We start from the raw sequence: 17991 nt of genomic DNA, 5'->3' as shown, positions 1-17991 counted from the left end.
TTTTTATTCCTCACTCGCATGGTGGCTCATTCTGGCATTGTCAATACCTGTAATTCTGTAGGCATGATGAATACTGGCGTTCACCTCATATCCCACTAATAGAACCACCGAAAGAAGCTCTTGCCATATCATCAAGGCTATAAGGACCCCGAGCGATCCATATAGCTTATTATAAGTAGCAAAATTGGACACATAGAATGAAAAGCCGTAGGTCACTGCCATGCAAAGAAAAGTAGCAATGAAAGATCCCACGCTAAAAAAGCGCCAATTGTAATGCACCGATGGACCAAAGTAATACATGAACGATATGGCCAAAAAGAACACTATAAACAGCACAATGAATCGAAGCAAGAAGAATATATAGATCATGAAGTTCTCTATATTCAACCACTCAATGTTATTCACTATATCAATAATGAAGTTACCAATAACTAGTAACACACTAGCCAAAATGAGAACAATGGCCAACATTAAGGTGAGTGCCGTCGCGACAAGCCGCATTTTAAAATAACCCCGCTTGTCAATGGTCTTATAACAGGAATTAAAAGCCTTCATGAGCGACATCATACCATTCGTTGCCAGGTACAAAGAAAAGAGCACACCAAAGGTCAAAAGTCCTCCCCTTGTTTTACCTACAATATCCTCCACAGTGGTATATACTGTCTCATACATATTAGGAGGAATAACATCTCCAATAAACTGCATGATATTAGCTTTACTTACGCCGGGAACCACCTCATGGATATATGGTGTTAGGGTGAATAGAAATATTATTCCCGGAAAAACTGCCAAGGTAAAATTGAAAGCTACTCCATTGGCCCTTTCAATTACTTCATCTTTACTTATTTTTTCAATAAACACCAGAATCACCTCGTACAAGCTCAATCCATCATATCTTTTAAACTTAATGCTTTTTAAAAGTTCAATGAGTGCCTTATAGGTATTCGACCTAACTATTAAACGGGTGATTCTTTTCTTCATTTATCGAAAAATGGGCTCAACAATTTCTCCATGCTCTCAGGAACTCTACAAGGTCTGCCTGTTTCCATATTAACAAAAACCAGCGTCGTTTCTCCCTGATTAATTAGTTTTTCAGCCTCATTATAAATCTCATAGTTAAAAGTAATTCGAACTGACGGCATTTCTTTGATTACCGTTTTTACTGTGAGCAATTCATCATACTTTCCAGGTGCAAGATATTTTGTATGGCATTCAAGCACGGGCATCATAATGCCTTGATCTTCCAACGCTTTATAACTCAAGCCCAAGCTACGCAAACATTCCACACGGCCTACTTCATAATAGCTGGCATAATTTCCATAGTAGACATAGCCCATCTGATCGGTCTCTGCATACCTTACCCTTACCTTAGTACTATAGTCAAACATTATTGAACCTGATTTTGTCTGGCCTTTCGCTGTTCAATTGAAAGCTGCCTCTGATACTTCCTAGCATTAACCATGTGTTGAGCATAATTTGAAGCAAAATTATGATATCCAGAAAAGTCCTCTTTTGCGCACATATAGATATAATCGTTATGCTCATAATTAAGCACTGCATCTATAGACCTAATTGTAGGCATATTTATCGGGCCAGGGGGCAACCCAGGATACATATAGGTGTTATAAGGAGAGTCAATTTCTTTATGTTCGTTCAGCACTCTCTTCAAAGCAAAATCGCCGCTAGCAAACACCAAGGTAGGATCAGCCTGAAGAGCGATTCCTCTTTTAAGTCTATTCATATATAAACCAGCTATCCTTTTACTCTCATCCGCTTTAACGCTTTCTGCCTGAACTATAGAAGCCAGAGTAGATACCTCCTGCTGATTTAGCCCTATTTCCTTTGCTTTTGCTTTTCTTGCATCAGTCCAAAACTGATTATACTCATACAGCATTCTCTCAACTAATCCTTCTGCTGATATATCATAATACACTTGATAGGTATTAGGAATAAACATACTGATAATATTATTTTCATTGAACCCAAGTTTATTAGACTCAATAAAGCTATCAAGTGCTCTTACAAATTCTTCAGGGCTAATTGCCAGTCTGGCGGTTAACTTTTCGCTTAATTCGGATTTTAAGCGAATATTATTGAAAGTAAGATTAACGGGAGCCTGCTTACCAGATCTGAGTAATCTCACAGCCTCCATGTTATTCATATCAGCCTTCAGCAAAAATCTGCCTGGCTTCATGGACTTATCGTACTTCAGTATCTTAGCTATAAAACTAAAAGACATCAAGTCATTCACATATTTTTGCTTATGCAGCTTATCCTGCAAATCTTTAAAACTTTCTCCAGGCTCTATATAAAGTATCTTATCCGTCTTACCAACCAGTACATTTGGTGTAAACATCATCTGATAACCGTAGAAGGTGAATGATGTAAGCAGAATGGTAAAAACCAAGATGAAGATTACCGTTAATTTTTTCTTTTTCATTACTGAATTTCTCTAACAACCATTTTTCCTGGGCAAATATATCCAATTTAGCTCTAGAATGTAATGGAATTAAGCTTACACATCCAATAAAAGAAAAAGAGCAACCAGAAAATCTGGTTGCTCTTTTTACTTATTTTATTTAGCGTTTTTATGCAGTACCTGAAGAAGATACTCCAGGAATACCCTCTAAAATATCTCCTACCTTAACAAAAACATCTTCAAGCTTATCCTTGCTTTTCTTTTCCTTACGGTAGTTATTCATGTAGGTATAAATTAAGAAAGCACCTATAATCAGAAGTACTCCTAGAACTAAGGCTATATTACTTACTAATTCTCTTTGCTCTACTTCAGCTTGTTTGGCCTTAATCTCATTGTTAAGATCAATGGAAAGACTCAAAGCAGTTTGCAATGCTTTATAATTAGTATTATCAGCAAATTCCCTTTTTAGAGCATCTTGTTTGGCATCTATTTCCATAACATGCTCGTATTTAGAAACCATCACTGCTGATGACGATTGCCTTAAACTCTTATAAGTTTCTCTAGTTAACTCTAACGTTTCCTGAAGCGGAGCATTAATAATCTCCTTATTAGCGATAGCCATGGCCTGCTCAAGATATTCATCACCTTCCTTATACTTACCTTGACTTAAAAAGTTTTTAGCCATGATATTATATATACTTACCACAACCTGCTTATCATCAAGATTAGATTCTAAAGCCAAGGACTTGTCCATCCATTCTTTAGATTTTCCATATTCGTTAAGGCTAATATATGCTTCTCCTATGTTAGCATAACCTCTAGCTAAGTTCTCAGGTTCGCCTTCTGCAAACTCAAGGGATTTTAGATAATATGAAATAGCTTCGTTATATTTTTGCTCACTATATTTAATTGCACCCAATTCGTTATAGATCGCATGTCTTTGATAGTCCTGACCTTCTTCAAGTGATTTTATATTATCTAGAGCTTCATCAAATAAAGATTCCGATTTAATATAATCAGGCGTATTCTTTGAGTAATAGCATACCGCCAGGTTATAAACCAAGCGTTGTCTTAACAGATTGTTTGCAGGATCCAAATGACCTCTTGCCTCATCTAAAAAGTGAATAGCATACTCATAGTTCCCAGATTGCATTAATACAAGACCAATCTCATTGAATGTGGTCGCAATCTTGTAATTATCCTTAAGAGTTTCGAAATAATTAACTGCCTGTAAATACTTATCTAGCGATTTGATGTAATCACCTTTGTTAAGATGTATCAAACCCTGATTAAAGAGCGCTTTTCCAGCTACATCATAATCTTCGATAGATTCAGCTAACAGTCTTTCATCCTCAAGATAACCCAAGGCTAACTCCGGATTATCAACTCGATTAATTTTATACAACCTGTTATTAACCAATATTTTTGAAGCGACACTCAAATCTTGATCCAACAAAGCCTCTAATTCAGTTGTGTTCTCTGGTAGAACCACATTAGGCTCCTGCTCCGATTCACACGACAGAAATGACATAAAGACAACAATTGATATGTAAAGGCAAATTTTCTTCATAAAATATTGGGGTTTAGGGTTGCATTAATTTAACAAGGTGGATTAATCCATACCGTCGCTTCCCTGACCACCGGCCCCAACAGTCCCGGAATCAGAATCATCAACAGCATTCGAAGTCGAACTAGTAGTAGTTTCTTCTTCTTGTAGTTTATTAGGTGTTATGTTTTCTGACTCGTCTGCACAAGACGTAAAACAAAATCCACCTGCAAGAATTGCCATACAAAGAATAAAATGCTTAGGTTTCATAATTGTAAAATTTAAGTGTTTTCAAGTTTAATGATATTTTCAATACATATTCAATCATTAATCGTATCAACATTACTTAGGTAACCAACGCCTTAACTCACCCCACAATTAGCCTAATTTCATCTTTAACACATTTTCAGTAAAACGACCCTCGAAAAACACCTAAAAAAGGTGCTATTTTATGAAGCAATCATCTTATTTCTTACATACTGAAATCATCTAATTTTCTAATTTGACGACCTAATTGCTTCAATTTCTGAAATTTCTTTCACTAATGGATCGCCTAATAACTGACTACCATCCTGAGTAATCAAGAAGTTATCTTCAATTCGTATACCTCCAAAATCACGATACTCATTTAATTTATCGTAATCTAAAAACTCTGCATACTTATTATCCTTACCCCACAAGTCTATCAACTCAGGTATAATATAAACACCAGGTTCAATAGTTACAATAAAACCGGCCTCCAATTCTTTACCTAGTCTTAAGGATTTCAAACCGAACTGAGTACTCTTAGGCTCATCATACCCAACATATTGCTCTCCCAGATCTTCCATATCGTGCACGTCTAATCCCATCATATGCCCCAGTCCACACTGGAAGAACATGGCGTGCGCACCTTGTTCTATAGCACCATCAAGATCTCCTTTCATTAAGCCCATATCCTTAAGTCCTTGAGAAAGGATTTTACAGGCACGTAGATGTACATCTTTGAATTTCACCCCCGCCTTCAACATTTCTATTGCGGCATATTGAGCATCTAAAACAATCTGATACATGTCTTTCTGTAATGGAGAGAAAGATTTACCTACAGGAAAGGTCCGTGTTAAATCACCCGCATAATGACTTGAAACTTCAGCGCCAGCATCACACAATACCATATCACCTTCTTTGATGGTATTACCATAATAATGATTGTGAAGAATCTGCCCATTTATCGTTAAAATAGCCGGGTAAGATAAATTTCCTCCATCTCCAACGGCTATTCCCTGGATCATCCCCACAAGGTCATGCTCCTTCATGCCAGGCCTTGCATTTTTTATGATTTCCAAATGCATTTTAGCACTCAGGCTCACAGCTTTATCTATTTCAGCTACCTCTTCTGCTGTTTTTATCGATCGTTGTTTTACAACAGCCTTTATAAATTCTACAGAAGGCTCAACTTTACCTAGAAGCTCTACTAACTTCGATTTATTTTCAGGTCTATAAGGAGGAAGAATATGAATTTGCCTTCCTTTAGCCTGTGCCAAAAACTCACTTACCTTATTTAAAGGAGAACTTTTAGAAATTCCAACACCCGAAGCTAATTCACTTATTGTAGGTTGAGGACCGGTCCAAACTATATGATCGATACTTAAATCGTCACCAAACAACACTTCTTCACCAGAATCCAAATCAATCATCACCATTAATTCTGGTAGATCAACACCTATATAATAAAGGAAAGTACTATCCTGCCTGAATGGATACCAGTTATCTTTAAAGTTCATGCTACTTTCATTGTTTCCCATCAGTAGCAAAATCCCTGAATTAATATTCTTTTTTAATACCTCTCTCCTATTTACATAGGTCTCTTTCGAAAAAGCTGCCATTAAATTTAATCTGTTTAATTCCTAAATACTCAAATAAACCATAATCCTCCCAGATATCCATCCATTAGATTTATTTTTTTAATTTTGTTCTATGCCCGCAGAATTTGTTAAGCTCTATCCGGAAAACCCCGAAAGAGAAAAAATAGAGCATATTGTAAATGTGCTAAGAGATGGAGGTATAGTTATTTACCCAACTGACACCATATACGGAATAGGATGTGACCTTTTCCACAGAAAAGCCGTAGAGAGAGTGTGCAAGATTAAAGGTATAAAACCCAAAAATCTTAACTTATCTTTTATATGTTATGATTTGAGTGATATTTCAAATTATGTTAAAAGATTAGATACACCGACTTTTAAAATGCTTAAAAAAGCTTTACCCGGTCCGTTTACTTTCATTTTAGAATCAAACAGCAACGTTCCAAAGATTCTAAACACCAATAAAAAGACGGTCGGTATAAGAATTCCTGATAATAATATCCCAAGAAATATTGTACAGCAGCTCAACAACCCTATTATCACCACATCCATAAAAGACGATGATGAGATATTAGAATATACTACTGACCCAGAAGTTATATATGAAGAGTTTAAGCACGAGGTCGACATTATCATAGACGGAGGTTTTGGAGGCAACATCCCTTCTACTGTGGTTGACTGCACTCAGAGCGATTTTGAGGTAATCAGAGAGGGCCTCGGCGACATAAATGATTACCTATGAGTAGTGTATTGCTAGACATTCAGTATCTACCCTCTCTCGAATATTTTTGCTGTCTAAATCAATATGATGAAATTATCATAGAGCAAGAAGAATATTTCGAAAAGCAGAGCTATAGAAATCGCTGTCATATTTTATCTTCTAACAAGGTGGAGAGACTTATTGTACCCGTTATCGGAGGCAGAAAAAAGATAAAAGTCAAGGATATCCAAATTGATTACACTCAAAAGTGGTTGCTGAACCACCTTCGAACCATCCGCTCAGCTTATGGAAAAGCTCCATTTTTCGAATATTATTTTGACCATTTTGAATTTATTTTCCAAAAAAAGGAAAAATTCTTACTAGATCTCAACATGCAACTGTTGCAGTTATGTTTTAAATTTCTGCATATTGATAAACCTATTACGTTAACTAATTCGTATATTAAAAGCACCGAAGCAGATATAGTAGATTTCAGATCAGCCATTCATCCTAAAAAACCACATACAGACCATAATCTGTATACACCCCAAAGCTACACTCAGGTATTTGGCTTGAGTTTTGTAGAAAATCTTAGTGTAATTGATCTACTATTTTGTGAAGGTCCAAATTCTAGAAATGTGATCAACCTTTCTACGAAAGGAAAAGTGAACATTTAGGAATTAAATTACGTTTTTACAAGGAATAATTATCACAAGTATCGTGGTATTTATATTCAAGTTATTATACATTTACAGTAGTCACTAGAATTGCTCAAATATGGAAGCAAAATTTTCGAATAGAGTTAAAGAAGTTATCTCCCTAAGCAGGGAAGAGGCGTTGAGGCTTGGGCATGACTATATAGGTACCGAACATCTTCTACTTGGAATGATAAGAGAAGGAGAAGGCGTGGCTGTAGGTCTGTTAAAAAAGCTTGGAATCTCGCTAGAAGAATTAAGGACAGCGGTAGAGAAAGTTTCTAAAGGAACTGCGTCTCACGATGTTAAGAATCTTGCGAACATTCCTCTCACTCGTCAATCAGAAAAGGTTCTTAAAATCACATACCTGGAAGCAAAAATTTTCAAAAGCCAACTCATTGGCACGGAGCATTTGCTATTATCTATCCTTAGGGACGATGATAACATTGCAACCCAAATTTTGGAAAAGTTTGACGTAAACTATGATGTGGTGAAAGAATTATTAGAATATCAAACAGAAAATCCGATGGCATCATCAGACACTGATGATCCTGATGAAGATTCGTCTAAAATATTTGGCAGCAGCTCCGGATCTGGTGCAGGAAAAGAGAAAAAAGGCACTGAGAAGTCAAGAACTCCTGTATTAGACAATTTCGGAAGAGATCTGACCAAATTAGCTGAGGAAAATAAAATGGACCCTATCGTGGGCCGTGAAAAGGAAATTGAGCGTGTAGCTCAGATTCTCAGTAGAAGAAAGAAAAACAATCCTATTTTGATAGGTGAGCCTGGTGTAGGTAAAACAGCTATCGCTGAAGGTCTTGCATTGAGAATCGTTCAGAAAAAGGTATCTAGAGTGCTTTTCGGTAAGCGAGTAGTAACCCTCGATCTAGCTTCTTTAGTTGCTGGCACTAAGTATCGTGGCCAGTTTGAAGAGCGTATGAAAGCGGTTATGAATGAATTAGAGAAATCTCCTGAAGTAATTCTATTTATAGATGAGCTTCACACCATAGTAGGTGCGGGTGGTGCTTCTGGTTCGTTAGATGCCTCTAACATGTTTAAACCTGCGTTAGCCAGGGGCGAGATCCAATGTATAGGTGCTACCACGCTTGATGAGTACCGCCAGTACATTGAAAAAGATGGTGCTTTAGCGAGACGTTTTCAAATGGTAATGGTAGATGCCACTACTCCTGAAGAAACAATTCAGATATTGGATAACATTAAGGAGAAATATGAGGATCACCATCATGTAGATTATACTCCTGAGGCCATTGAGGCTTGTGTGAAGCTATCTGATAGATACATCAGTGATAGATATTTACCAGATAAGGCTATTGATGTTTTAGATGAAGCGGGCGCAAGGGTACATATAAATAACATTCATGTACCAGATGAGATAGTGAAGCTTGAAGCTGCCATTGAGGACATCAAAGAAGAGAAAAACAAAGTTGTGAAAAGCCAGAAATACGAAGAGGCTGCTCAACTTAGAGATAAAGAGAAGAAGCTTTTAGAGCAATTAGACCAGGCGAAAGCTAAATGGGAAGATGAAACTAAGAGCAAGCGATATACCGTAGACGAGGACAATGTGGCAGATGTAATAGCCATGATGACCGGAATACCTACTAAGCGAATAGCTCAGAAAGAAAGTAATAAGCTTTTAAGTATGAACACTGAGCTAAGTGGAAAGGTAATTGGTCAGGATGAAGCTATTAAGAAGCTTACAAAAGCCATTCAAAGAACTCGTGTAGGATTAAAGGATCCGAAGAAGCCAATTGGTTCATTCATATTCTTAGGCCCTACCGGTGTAGGTAAAACTGAATTAGCAAAAATGCTTTCTACTTATCTATTCGATAAAGAGGATAGCCTTGTACGAATTGATATGAGTGAGTACATGGAGAAATTCTCTGTATCAAGACTAGTAGGAGCGCCTCCGGGATATGTTGGGTATGAAGAAGGAGGTCAGTTAACTGAGAAAGTTAGAAGAAAACCTTACAGTGTAGTACTTTTGGATGAGATTGAAAAAGCTCACCCTGATGTATTTAACCTGTTGCTTCAGGTCCTTGACGATGGAATATTAACTGATGGTCTTGGAAGAAGGGTAGACTTCAGAAACACGATCATCATTATGACTTCGAACATCGGAGTTAGAGATCTTAAAGATTTCGGAGCTGGAATCGGTTTTGCACCATCTTCTCGTCAGAGTAACGATGAGATGATGAAGACCACCATCCAAAATGCTTTGAAGAAGGCATTTAGCCCTGAGTTCTTGAATAGATTAGATGATGTGATTGTATTTAATTCTCTTGAAAGAGAAGATATTCATAAGATCATCGATATCACTCTTGGTAAATTATTCCAGAGAATTAATGCTCTTGGATATGAAGTAGAATTAACCACAGCGGCTAAAGACTTCTTATCTGATAAAGGTTATGATCCACAATATGGAGCAAGACCTCTTAACAGAGCCATTCAGAAATACCTGGAAGATCCGGTAGCTGAGGAAATACTGAGAGGTGAACTTGAAGAGGGATCAATCATTATGGCAGATCATGATGGTAAATCAGATGAATTACAATTGAAATCTAAGAAAGCTAAATCTTCAAAAAAAGAAGGTAAAGAGGAATAGAATTCAATTCTAAATAAACACAAAAGGCCACTTAAAATTAAGTGGCTTTTTTTATGTCCAGAATCAGAATCTAATAAGATCCGCTGTATTTTCTAATGAACCATTCTGCTGATAAAAGTCCCAATAAAAGAAAGAAAAGCCATTTCAACTGAATGAAAGGCAAATATTTCTCTCTACTGTGAATAATGCCTGGCATATCTTTTTTGCTAAGATCACCTCTTATCGAATTAATATTTGACATGGTGTAAAATCTACCCTGAGATTTATCAGAGAGCTTTCTAAGTAAATTAAAATCTGCAGTGAGATTGATATCTTCAAGCTGCAATTCTCTCACAAAAAACTCACCTTTCACCTCTCTGCGGGTCCCCTCTATTGTGGTAGATCCAATGTAATTGTAAATGCCTTCCTTCAGTCCGCTTATAGAATATTTGGTATTCTGAGGATTGGTAACATATGAATAACTAAAAGTCTGCCCTTCTTCATTAGTAAGCTTTAAGTCAATCTTGTTGCCATATACTCTTTCGAAGAGTTCATTGTATACCTCAGCATCGAAAATCACTTTTTCATTTGTAAGAAATTCGTTTTTAACCGGGTAAACTTTAAACTTCCTTTTATCCTCTTTGGAAGACAAGTACTGTACAAGCTTGGTAACTAGCTCATTGAATAACTCATTATTTTCATTGTTAGCATAATCAAACATTCGCCATTTCCATATACCGTCTCCCAAAATAAGACCTCTTTTGGAGGATGCACTTACCTGAACGGCTATAAGTGGTTTGGAGGTAACTATATTTCCTACCTGCTGATATAGCAAACTTTCTGTGCCTTGCTCAGGTCTAATTTTGCCGAAAGGCACTGTAATAGGAGGCCAGGTCCTAAAGGCCTGTTGCAACTCATCAGACAATTGAAAACTTGTAAAACCCTGGTTAAAGGAGGCCGTTACCTGATCAAATTCATTTGGAATGACATCAATAGATAGCACACCATTACTGCTATTAAATCGGCTGACATTGGAGTTGCTGCCATATATGGAGAGTATTGAGCTACCTGATTTAATTGCATTTTCCTGAAAAGCATTAACTAGCCCCTTATTATCAGGCAGCTGGTGGAATATCACCAAATCATATTTCTTAGTACTTGCATTCAAGGCCTGCACCTGCTTAGAATTACTAAGTATATATTCATCAATGGAATAGTTAACGTTAGTTTCAATGGCCGCCTTAATGGCTTTTATATCTGGGTGAGGCGCTGAAGCAATTAAAGCAATCTGCTCCCTTCCTTCAATCACTTCTACATAAGCCTGTTTTATATTATTATTAGAGTTAAACTCACCTTCGAGCTCAGTTACTTTCACCTCATATTGTTGATAACCACTATTTTCAGCATCTATCAAAAATTCAACGTCTCTGGGCTCACCTGTTCTTCCTAAAGTGATCCTCTCCTGCTTTAAAAGCTTGCCGTTTCTCTCCACCGAAACATTAACCTCCCGATTATCAAAATTCTTTTGGTCTATTTGAACTACAAGCGGGAATTGATTTCCTTGATAAGATATCTTATTGTATTGAAGCGTAGATATAGAAATATCGGATTTAGGCACTGTGTCACCCACGCCAATGGTATAAATCTGAAAGTTATAATCTGAGAATGTAGGGGAGATTCCCTGATTATAAATACCATCCGAAATCAGCATTACTCCACCAAGAATTTCTACCCTCATAGTCATTCCTAATCTGACCTAAAAACTTATTCAAATCTGTACTCTGGGCTTGAAATGACAGTGATGAGAGCGGCTCGTCAGACGTTTCGCCCGAAAGGCTGCGATATTCAATATTGAAATCTTCCTTAAGCTGGTCAGCCTCTTCGAAAATGCTGCTTTTTATTCGATCTAGAGATACGCTATCACTTACTTCAGCTATGGAATGGGAATCATCGATGGCTACCACAATGGTAGGTTCTTCAATATTATTTGTAATCTGCTTCAGTATTGGGGAGACAAGCAATGCTGCAAGAACAGACACCACTATCAACCTGAGAGCAAATAATAATCTCTTGGCATTGACTGACCAGGGACCTTTTTTCTGATATAGCAAATATGCATATACAAAACCTGCTAACACACACAACAAAAGGAACCATGGCGAACTCTCAAAAATTAACGCTGGTTTTTGCATACATACATTTAAACGATGTAGTGCAAATTAAACTATAATACACTAAGGTAAAAATGAACTATCCCTTTAATATTATAAATTTGGCGGGTTCACTCAGCATGCTCCACCATTCTATGCTCTAATTTTTCCTCCTTACTGGAATCCTCCTGACTGCCTGAAAAAAAGATTTTTTTGATCAGCTGTGGAATAATTCCTAGTGCTAATAATCCTACCGCTGAAATTATAAGAAAGTGCATATGGGTGAAGACTACACCAGATGACAGAACAGTTAAAATTAATATGGTGCTAAACGGCAGTGAGCAAGCTAAGACAAGCACTGCGAGCTCCGAATCAAAGGTTTTCTCGCTATCAGAGACGTGCTTGATCTCCTCTCTGGCAGAAAAGGCTGACATGTGAGCGAATGGCCAAAAGCTGCAAGAACTTAGAGGAAAAACAATAGCCAATAGTGCCGCATTACCTCCTAAACCAAGGGCGGCAATTAAACCTGCGCTTAATAATAACGAAACACCTGCCCTACAACATAAAACGGATAGCACTACAGCTACTCCATCTTTTTTAACCTTGACGGCGAGACCTATGAACATGAGCACTAAAGGTGTCATTAAAGCTCCCATTCTAATAAAGGCATCTGAAAGAAAGACCGGTAAATTTTCAAGATGAAGATTAAAGCTCAGTAAAACTATAGCTAAGATCATCACCATATTTATGGGCTCCTTCAATAAAGAGAGGAGAAGACTTTTGATCTTACCTTTTGAACTGGAATGATCCTCGGTATTCCTTTTATAATACCAGTTCATAGCCACAATATAAAGCACAATAAGTACGAAAAGCTTATTCCCCACATCGGCCAGGGCGGCATTGGCCAGAGATTCTTCACCCAGGTATTCCAGGATAAATGGAAAACATGATAAACCGGGAGCCAAAGAAGGCAATAACATTATGAGTGTTCTCCCAAATGAGGAATCTTTTGATATCTGAAAAGCCTTGAGAATCAATGGTGTTAGCAGAAACATGATAAAATTAAAAGCTAATGCCAAAACTGGAAGGAATAGCAATGACAGTTCGATTTTCACCCCCATTAGAGCCACAAATATGGTAGCAGGCAAGGCAATAGTAAGTATGATATTTTTAATTCCATTTACCTGATCCTTGTTACCAAACTTAGCTTTTAAGGCAAAGCCGATTCCAATAAAAAGGACAAGAGTGATAGTTTTCTGTAAAGCTAATCCCATTCAAAATAAAGTAAAAAGTAAGAAAAAGAAGCACCGACTCAATAGGCCGGTGCTATAAGAAGAATTATCCGGCTACTTGCTGCAGAGCTTCTGTGAAGAGCTTCATTTCATCCATAGTGCCCATACTTACACGACACCAGGATTTACCTAAAATCTCAAATGATCTTACTCCTACTCCTTGGGCGTACATTTTATCTAAATAGGCCTGACCATCCATAGCCAAAGGAAATATCATGAAATTAGTGTATGATGGCACGTATTCAAACCCCTGCTTTTTCAGGCTGGCATAAACATATTCCTTTGCCTCGTTATTAAGTTTCCTTGTTTTGGTCTGAAACTCAACATCATCCATACTTGCTTTGGCTGCATATACTGAAGGTAGAGTTATCCCCATACCTCCACGGGTGATTTTATTGATTCTATTCAAAGTTTCAGGCTGCCCTACAACATAACCTACTCTAATTCCGGCCATACCATGAATTTTAGAAAAGGTTCTAGCTACAATGACGTCCTTACCTTTACTCACCAGAGAAACCATACTTTTCTGATCCTTCTCCGGCATAAACTCGAGATAAGCTTCATCTACAAATACAGGCACTTTTTCAGAAACTCGAGAACAAAAATCATATAACTCCTGAGCATCAGTTAAGGTCCCGGTGGGATTATTAGGATTACAGATATACACCAATTTAGTATTGCTATCTATAGCTTTTTCCATCGCTTCCAGATCATGCGACCAGTCATCCTTCAGAGGCACAGGCTTCCATTCGGCACCTGTTGCTTCAGCCACTTTCATCAATGACATATAGGAAGGATCTGCCGAAACTACGTTTCCTCCTTTCTCAAAGAAGAACACCATGCCTACTTTTTCAAGCAAATCTGAGGATCCAGGCCCCATGATGATGTGCTTGGAGGAAACACCTTCCTTAGCTGCAATTTTGTCGATAAGATCAAACAATTCCTTCCAGGCATACCTATTACCTTTGGTGGCCATATCTCTGAAAGCCTCTATAGCTTTAGGTGATGGTCCATAAGGGTTTTCATTAGCATTTAACTTTGCTTTTAATGCTACCTCCTCCAGCTGGCGAGGGATATATTCTTTGAAGAATGGACTATAAGAGGCTCGTCCAAAGTTATCTAAAGTAATGGGAGCTTTTGCTGTTTCTCCCCAGGCCAGGTGAGGCAATACAGCAGCGCCGCCTACAGTTAATATACTACTACGAAGCCAAGTTCTACGGTTGATGGAATTCATGGTATGCTTTTTAGTTAAGAAATAAAAACAAAAGTTATTCAGACTCTACCGGGTCATTATTTACACCGAAATCACCAGATGCCGCAATAGTATTTTTATCTTCAGATAAGTAGACGTTAATGTGAGCGTCCATTGCTGAGATACTACTGAAGTAATCGGGGTCTCCGATAACGTAGAATTTGGATTCACCAAACTCACCAGTGTCACCTTTTATATCATAGAGGGATAATATCTCTTCTGTTTCAGATCCTTTAGCACCTGATACAATGCTTACCGGGTATTCCGAACCCGACATAGTATTATACAATGCCAACTGAACCAGCGTGTTATTCGCGTTGTCTTTATAAAAAACTACTCTGCCGTAGATGTTAGTACTCTGCCCGCCCACACTATCAATGTTATAGGCAAGGAAAGAAGAAATTGTACCTCCACCATCTGCGGTAGTCGTGACAGGCTCAAGCCTTTCATGTTCGCATGAAGAGAAAACAATTGTAGTAGCTACAGTAAATATAATAAGAGTAAGTGAATTTATTTTCATGATATGATGATTTTAGAAGTTGAAACTTAACCTGCCAAAATAATACGCCCCTGCAGAGCCTTGCTGATAGTTAGAATAGATATAAAAGGTTCTTTTTTCATACCTTAAGATATCCGGATAGCTATTAAAGATGTTATTACCGCCTACGGTAAGACTTAGCTGAGGTAATATTTGGTATGTAGCTCCAAAATCAACTGTAGTCTCAGGTGAGAATGTTTGATCAGCATAACCCGTTTCACCATTTAAAAGTGTTCGCATTTGACCATCTCGGGTTATCACTTCTCCGAAATAGTGACCTCTTATTAGGAATGAAAATTTCCCAATGCCATAAGTAGCAGAACCAACAAGATTGGTGCTTGGCGTACCTGTTTCAAACTGCCCTACAGATTCGCGGTCTACGTACATTTCTATGAGTTCTTCATCAGAAATTACCACATTTAAGTCGGGCACACTGGCTCCTTCAAACTTATTTTCTCTGAAGGTACCTGATAGTGTTAATCCTAAAACACCGGGACCGACGTTTGTCTGATAGTTCGCAACTATTTCCAGTCCTTTTGTGCTTACATTTCCACCATTTATTCTAAAACTACCTAAACCTGCACCTATTACGGGCTCTAGAATGGGCGCTTCGGTAGTTGAGAAATCGCTAGTCTGGAAAATCCTATCCTCTATATCAATCTTATAAGCATCCACTGTAAGCTCTATTTTATCAAACAGTTTGGCGGCAAAACCAAAGCTGATATTAGTGGACCTTTCTTCCTGCAGGGGCTCAATACCTAATACCCTGGCAGCTGTGCTGTTATTTGGATAAACTGTACCATCATATGGGACAAGGTTCACGAAAAAAGTATAGGTATGAGAGTAGTTGAGTTCCTGCAGAGAGGGAGCTCTAAAACCGGTACTATACGAACCTCTTAAAGCAAAGTTATCAGTGATAGAATAACGTGACGCTATCTTTCCGGTGATCACACTTCCAAAATCAGAATAATTCTCAGCACGGGCTGCAGTTCCTATCATCCATTGAGGAGTGAGGTCCAACTCTAAATCAAGGTATGCGGCAATTACACTTCTAAATTCGTTCCCTTCATTTTCAGGTCCAAAACCTCTAAAACACTGACAGTTTAAAGCGTAATTTTTAACAATAGTCTTGCTGTAACCTGCATAAGGTAAAGTAACAGGATTTCCTGAACCATCAACAAGTGGATTACCGCCCAAATCTTCAATAGGGAAACCATCAGGGCCGATGAGCTGTTGATCATTTTCACTGGCTGTTTTAATGCCAAAACTACCTGCTGTCCAGCTTTCCTCCTGACCTGCCTGAATCTGATAATTCTCTATTCGCATTTCAACACCACCGGCAATATTGAACCCCTGGAGCACATCATCAGTGTACCTACTCAGATCAATATTGGTAGTATTTTGATAGAAAGAATGCTTACCCAAATCCATATCTACCGGTGAGTTGGAGCCCAAGCTGGCGTTATAAGTATTGAACATTCCGATGTTCATGGAATTACTTCCAAACGTATTACTCACATCAAAATTAAAATCACCTAATTTACCAGTGACACCATTTGACAAATAAACATTTACCTGGTTTGAGTACATCTGTGGTCTAAAACCATTAGGATAAAGATCATAATTGGACCTATCTAACTGGGCGGCTCTGCGGTAAAAGCAGCTGAAACCCTCTACATATTTAAATCCGATATCCCCGAAAGAATAAAACTCCAGGTTCTCACCTATGGGCAACCCAAAATTATAGGCCATGGACCCAAGATTAATTGCCGGCTGACCAGCATAAGTAGCCACATCTAGCTGCTCTATACCTCTGGCACCCATTAGTCCTTCCACGGTTCTCAACTCATCAGCCAAGGCAGAATTACCAGCAGCCAGCGCGTGAATTAACTCCGGATTAGTGATAATTGGCACTCCGTTGATATCAGTTCTTTCGTTGTTTAGGTAAGTTTGATCGTATAGTGGGGCCCTTTCCAATGACAGAACTGTAGGTCTGATCGTCCGTTTGTCCTGCCGGATTGTTCCTGTAATGTTTAGATATCCGTCATTGTTAAACTGAAAACCATAGCTGGCCTGAAACTGATAACTGAAACCATCCGGCTCCGTTTCTCTGGAAAGAGCCAGTTCTTCAGGCGTGAGGTCTGTACCACTAAAGTCTGGAGCCATGTTAGGATAACCTCCGGCGGTGAAGCTTCCAGATAATTTACCTGTTCCCTTTTTCAAAACCACGTTCATTACACCAGCGATAGCATCTGAGCCATACTGCGCTGCCGCACCGTCTCTTAAAATTTCCACCCTTTCAATGGACGCAGCCGGTATAAAGCTCATATCTACAGCGTTAGCCATACTACCAGTTTGAGACGCATTAAGAAGTGCGGACGTATGCCTTCTCTTTCCATTTACTAGCACCAGCATTTGGTTGGGTGCTAAACCTCTTAATGTTGGTGGATCTACATGTGAAGAAAGGTCCGACCCCTGAGACCTCACCGCACTAAAGGATGGCGCCGTAGCCACCAACATTTCAGCCAGCCCCATTTGAGGCATATTGGTACTTAATTCATCAATGCTAATGATATCTACCGGAGCTGGAGTCTCAAGCTTAGTCCTTCCTTGAGACCTGGAACCTACCACAACTACTTCAGATAGCTGAGAGACTGCTTCCGTCATGGTAATATTAATTTTAGTTTGGCCTTTTACACTGATCTCCTGAGTATTATATCCGATAAAAGAGAATATCAGTTTGCCATCAGAAGGCACTTCAATAGAATAGGAACCATCCATGCCGGTGAGCGTACCATCGGCGGTACCTTCAAGGATGATATTGACACCTGGGATAGGCTTGTCGTCAGCTCCGGAAACCACTTTTCCAGAAACAGTGACAGATTCTTGTGCCATTATATTACAGCAAAATAATATTAGGGCACTTAATGTAAGTACGGGTTTTAACATAGGT

Annotated in this window: 15 protein-coding genes; 3 read left to right on the top strand and 12 right to left on the bottom strand. The window is 38.4% G+C overall.

The window, feature by feature from the left end; all coding sequences use genetic code 11:
- Nucleotides 1–3 precede the first annotated feature (3 nt).
- The 6 genes from LVD16_RS06530 to LVD16_RS06505 form a co-directional block, all read right to left on the bottom strand.
- On the bottom strand, nucleotides 4–981 hold the full coding sequence (locus LVD16_RS06530) for a YihY/virulence factor BrkB family protein (RefSeq protein ID WP_233773117.1): 978 nt from the start codon (nucleotides 979–981) through the stop codon (nucleotides 4–6).
- Complete coding sequence (locus LVD16_RS06525) at nucleotides 978–1388, bottom strand: acyl-CoA thioesterase (RefSeq protein WP_233773116.1); 411 nt, start codon at nucleotides 1386–1388, stop codon at nucleotides 978–980. The genes LVD16_RS06530 and LVD16_RS06525 overlap by 4 nt, the downstream gene beginning before the upstream one ends.
- The gene (mltG, locus tag LVD16_RS06520; protein ID WP_233773115.1) at nucleotides 1388–2440 is read right to left on the bottom strand and encodes an endolytic transglycosylase MltG; all 1053 of its coding nucleotides are present in this window, start codon (nucleotides 2438–2440) and stop codon (nucleotides 1388–1390) included. Before mltG ends, LVD16_RS06525 begins: the two co-directional genes overlap by 1 nt.
- A gap of 148 nt (nucleotides 2441–2588) precedes the next feature.
- Entirely contained in the window at nucleotides 2589–3989 is a 1401-nt protein-coding gene (locus LVD16_RS06515; RefSeq protein ID WP_233773114.1) for a tetratricopeptide repeat protein, read from the bottom strand.
- Nucleotides 3990–4031: 42 nt separating this feature from the next.
- The gene (locus tag LVD16_RS06510) at nucleotides 4032–4235 is read right to left on the bottom strand and encodes a hypothetical protein (RefSeq protein ID WP_233773113.1); all 204 of its coding nucleotides are present in this window, start codon (nucleotides 4233–4235) and stop codon (nucleotides 4032–4034) included.
- Between the two features lie 227 nt (nucleotides 4236–4462).
- Nucleotides 4463–5830, bottom strand: a complete 1368-nt coding sequence (locus LVD16_RS06505; protein ID WP_233773112.1) for an aminopeptidase P family protein — start codon at nucleotides 5828–5830, stop codon at nucleotides 4463–4465.
- A gap of 91 nt (nucleotides 5831–5921) precedes the next feature.
- Between LVD16_RS06505 and LVD16_RS06500 the strand changes: the two genes are divergently transcribed.
- From LVD16_RS06500 to LVD16_RS06490, 3 genes are all read left to right on the top strand, one after another.
- Nucleotides 5922–6551: an L-threonylcarbamoyladenylate synthase gene (locus tag LVD16_RS06500; protein ID WP_233773111.1), complete on the top strand. Its 630-nt coding sequence runs from the start codon at nucleotides 5922–5924 to the stop codon at nucleotides 6549–6551.
- Nucleotides 6548–7186: a WbqC family protein gene (locus LVD16_RS06495; protein WP_233773110.1), complete on the top strand. Its 639-nt coding sequence runs from the start codon at nucleotides 6548–6550 to the stop codon at nucleotides 7184–7186. Before LVD16_RS06500 ends, LVD16_RS06495 begins: the two co-directional genes overlap by 4 nt.
- 100 nt (nucleotides 7187–7286) lie before the next feature.
- A complete protein-coding gene (locus tag LVD16_RS06490; protein ID WP_233773109.1) occupies nucleotides 7287–9827 on the top strand; it encodes an ATP-dependent Clp protease ATP-binding subunit in 2541 nt (846 codons plus the stop codon).
- Between the two features lie 70 nt (nucleotides 9828–9897).
- Here LVD16_RS06490 and LVD16_RS06485 read toward each other — a convergent pair whose 3' ends face one another.
- The 6 genes from LVD16_RS06485 to LVD16_RS06460 form a co-directional block, all read right to left on the bottom strand.
- Complete coding sequence (locus LVD16_RS06485; protein WP_233773108.1) at nucleotides 9898–11544, bottom strand: hypothetical protein; 1647 nt, start codon at nucleotides 11542–11544, stop codon at nucleotides 9898–9900.
- On the bottom strand, nucleotides 11492–11998 hold the full coding sequence (locus LVD16_RS06480) for a hypothetical protein (protein WP_233773107.1): 507 nt from the start codon (nucleotides 11996–11998) through the stop codon (nucleotides 11492–11494). Before LVD16_RS06480 ends, LVD16_RS06485 begins: the two co-directional genes overlap by 53 nt.
- 89 nt (nucleotides 11999–12087) lie before the next feature.
- A complete protein-coding gene (locus LVD16_RS06475; RefSeq protein WP_233773106.1) occupies nucleotides 12088–13230 on the bottom strand; it encodes an AEC family transporter in 1143 nt (380 codons plus the stop codon).
- A gap of 64 nt (nucleotides 13231–13294) precedes the next feature.
- On the bottom strand, nucleotides 13295–14482 hold the full coding sequence (locus LVD16_RS06470) for a pyridoxal phosphate-dependent aminotransferase (protein WP_233773105.1): 1188 nt from the start codon (nucleotides 14480–14482) through the stop codon (nucleotides 13295–13297).
- Between the two features lie 34 nt (nucleotides 14483–14516).
- Nucleotides 14517–15020: a hypothetical protein gene (locus LVD16_RS06465; protein WP_233773104.1), complete on the bottom strand. Its 504-nt coding sequence runs from the start codon at nucleotides 15018–15020 to the stop codon at nucleotides 14517–14519.
- A gap of 12 nt (nucleotides 15021–15032) precedes the next feature.
- Complete coding sequence (locus LVD16_RS06460) at nucleotides 15033–17933, bottom strand: TonB-dependent receptor (protein WP_233773103.1); 2901 nt, start codon at nucleotides 17931–17933, stop codon at nucleotides 15033–15035.
- Nucleotides 17934–17991 lie beyond the last annotated feature (58 nt).

This window comes from Fulvivirga ligni, from assembly GCF_021389935.1.
GTDB classification, from domain to species: Bacteria; Bacteroidota; Bacteroidia; order Cytophagales; family Cyclobacteriaceae; genus Fulvivirga; species Fulvivirga ligni.
Note: the sequence above shows the minus strand (reverse complement) of the source record. Positions and strands in the feature narration are given on the sequence as shown.

Bases quoted from the DNA above. Each gene is read 5' to 3' on its own strand.
- LVD16_RS06530 (WP_233773117.1), bottom strand. From the start codon at position 981: ATGAAGAAAAGAATCACCCGTTTAATAGTTAGGTCGAATACCTATAAG.
- LVD16_RS06525 (WP_233773116.1), bottom strand. From the start codon at position 1,388: ATGTTTGACTATAGTACTAAGGTAAGGGTAAGGTATGCAGAGACCGAT.
- mltG (WP_233773115.1), bottom strand. From the start codon at position 2,440: ATGAAAAAGAAAAAATTAACGGTAATCTTCATCTTGGTTTTTACCATT.
- LVD16_RS06515 (WP_233773114.1), bottom strand. From the start codon at position 3,989: ATGAAGAAAATTTGCCTTTACATATCAATTGTTGTCTTTATGTCATTT.
- LVD16_RS06510 (WP_233773113.1), bottom strand. From the start codon at position 4,235: ATGAAACCTAAGCATTTTATTCTTTGTATGGCAATTCTTGCAGGTGGA.
- LVD16_RS06505 (WP_233773112.1), bottom strand. From the start codon at position 5,830: ATGGCAGCTTTTTCGAAAGAGACCTATGTAAATAGGAGAGAGGTATTA.
- LVD16_RS06500 (WP_233773111.1), top strand. From the start codon at position 5,922: ATGCCCGCAGAATTTGTTAAGCTCTATCCGGAAAACCCCGAAAGAGAA.
- LVD16_RS06495 (WP_233773110.1), top strand. From the start codon at position 6,548: ATGAGTAGTGTATTGCTAGACATTCAGTATCTACCCTCTCTCGAATAT.
- LVD16_RS06490 (WP_233773109.1), top strand. From the start codon at position 7,287: ATGGAAGCAAAATTTTCGAATAGAGTTAAAGAAGTTATCTCCCTAAGC.
- LVD16_RS06485 (WP_233773108.1), bottom strand. From the start codon at position 11,544: ATGAGGGTAGAAATTCTTGGTGGAGTAATGCTGATTTCGGATGGTATT.
- LVD16_RS06480 (WP_233773107.1), bottom strand. From the start codon at position 11,998: ATGCAAAAACCAGCGTTAATTTTTGAGAGTTCGCCATGGTTCCTTTTG.
- LVD16_RS06475 (WP_233773106.1), bottom strand. From the start codon at position 13,230: ATGGGATTAGCTTTACAGAAAACTATCACTCTTGTCCTTTTTATTGGA.
- LVD16_RS06470 (WP_233773105.1), bottom strand. From the start codon at position 14,482: ATGAATTCCATCAACCGTAGAACTTGGCTTCGTAGTAGTATATTAACT.
- LVD16_RS06465 (WP_233773104.1), bottom strand. From the start codon at position 15,020: ATGAAAATAAATTCACTTACTCTTATTATATTTACTGTAGCTACTACA.
- LVD16_RS06460 (WP_233773103.1), bottom strand. From the start codon at position 17,933: ATGGCACAAGAATCTGTCACTGTTTCTGGAAAAGTGGTTTCCGGAGCT.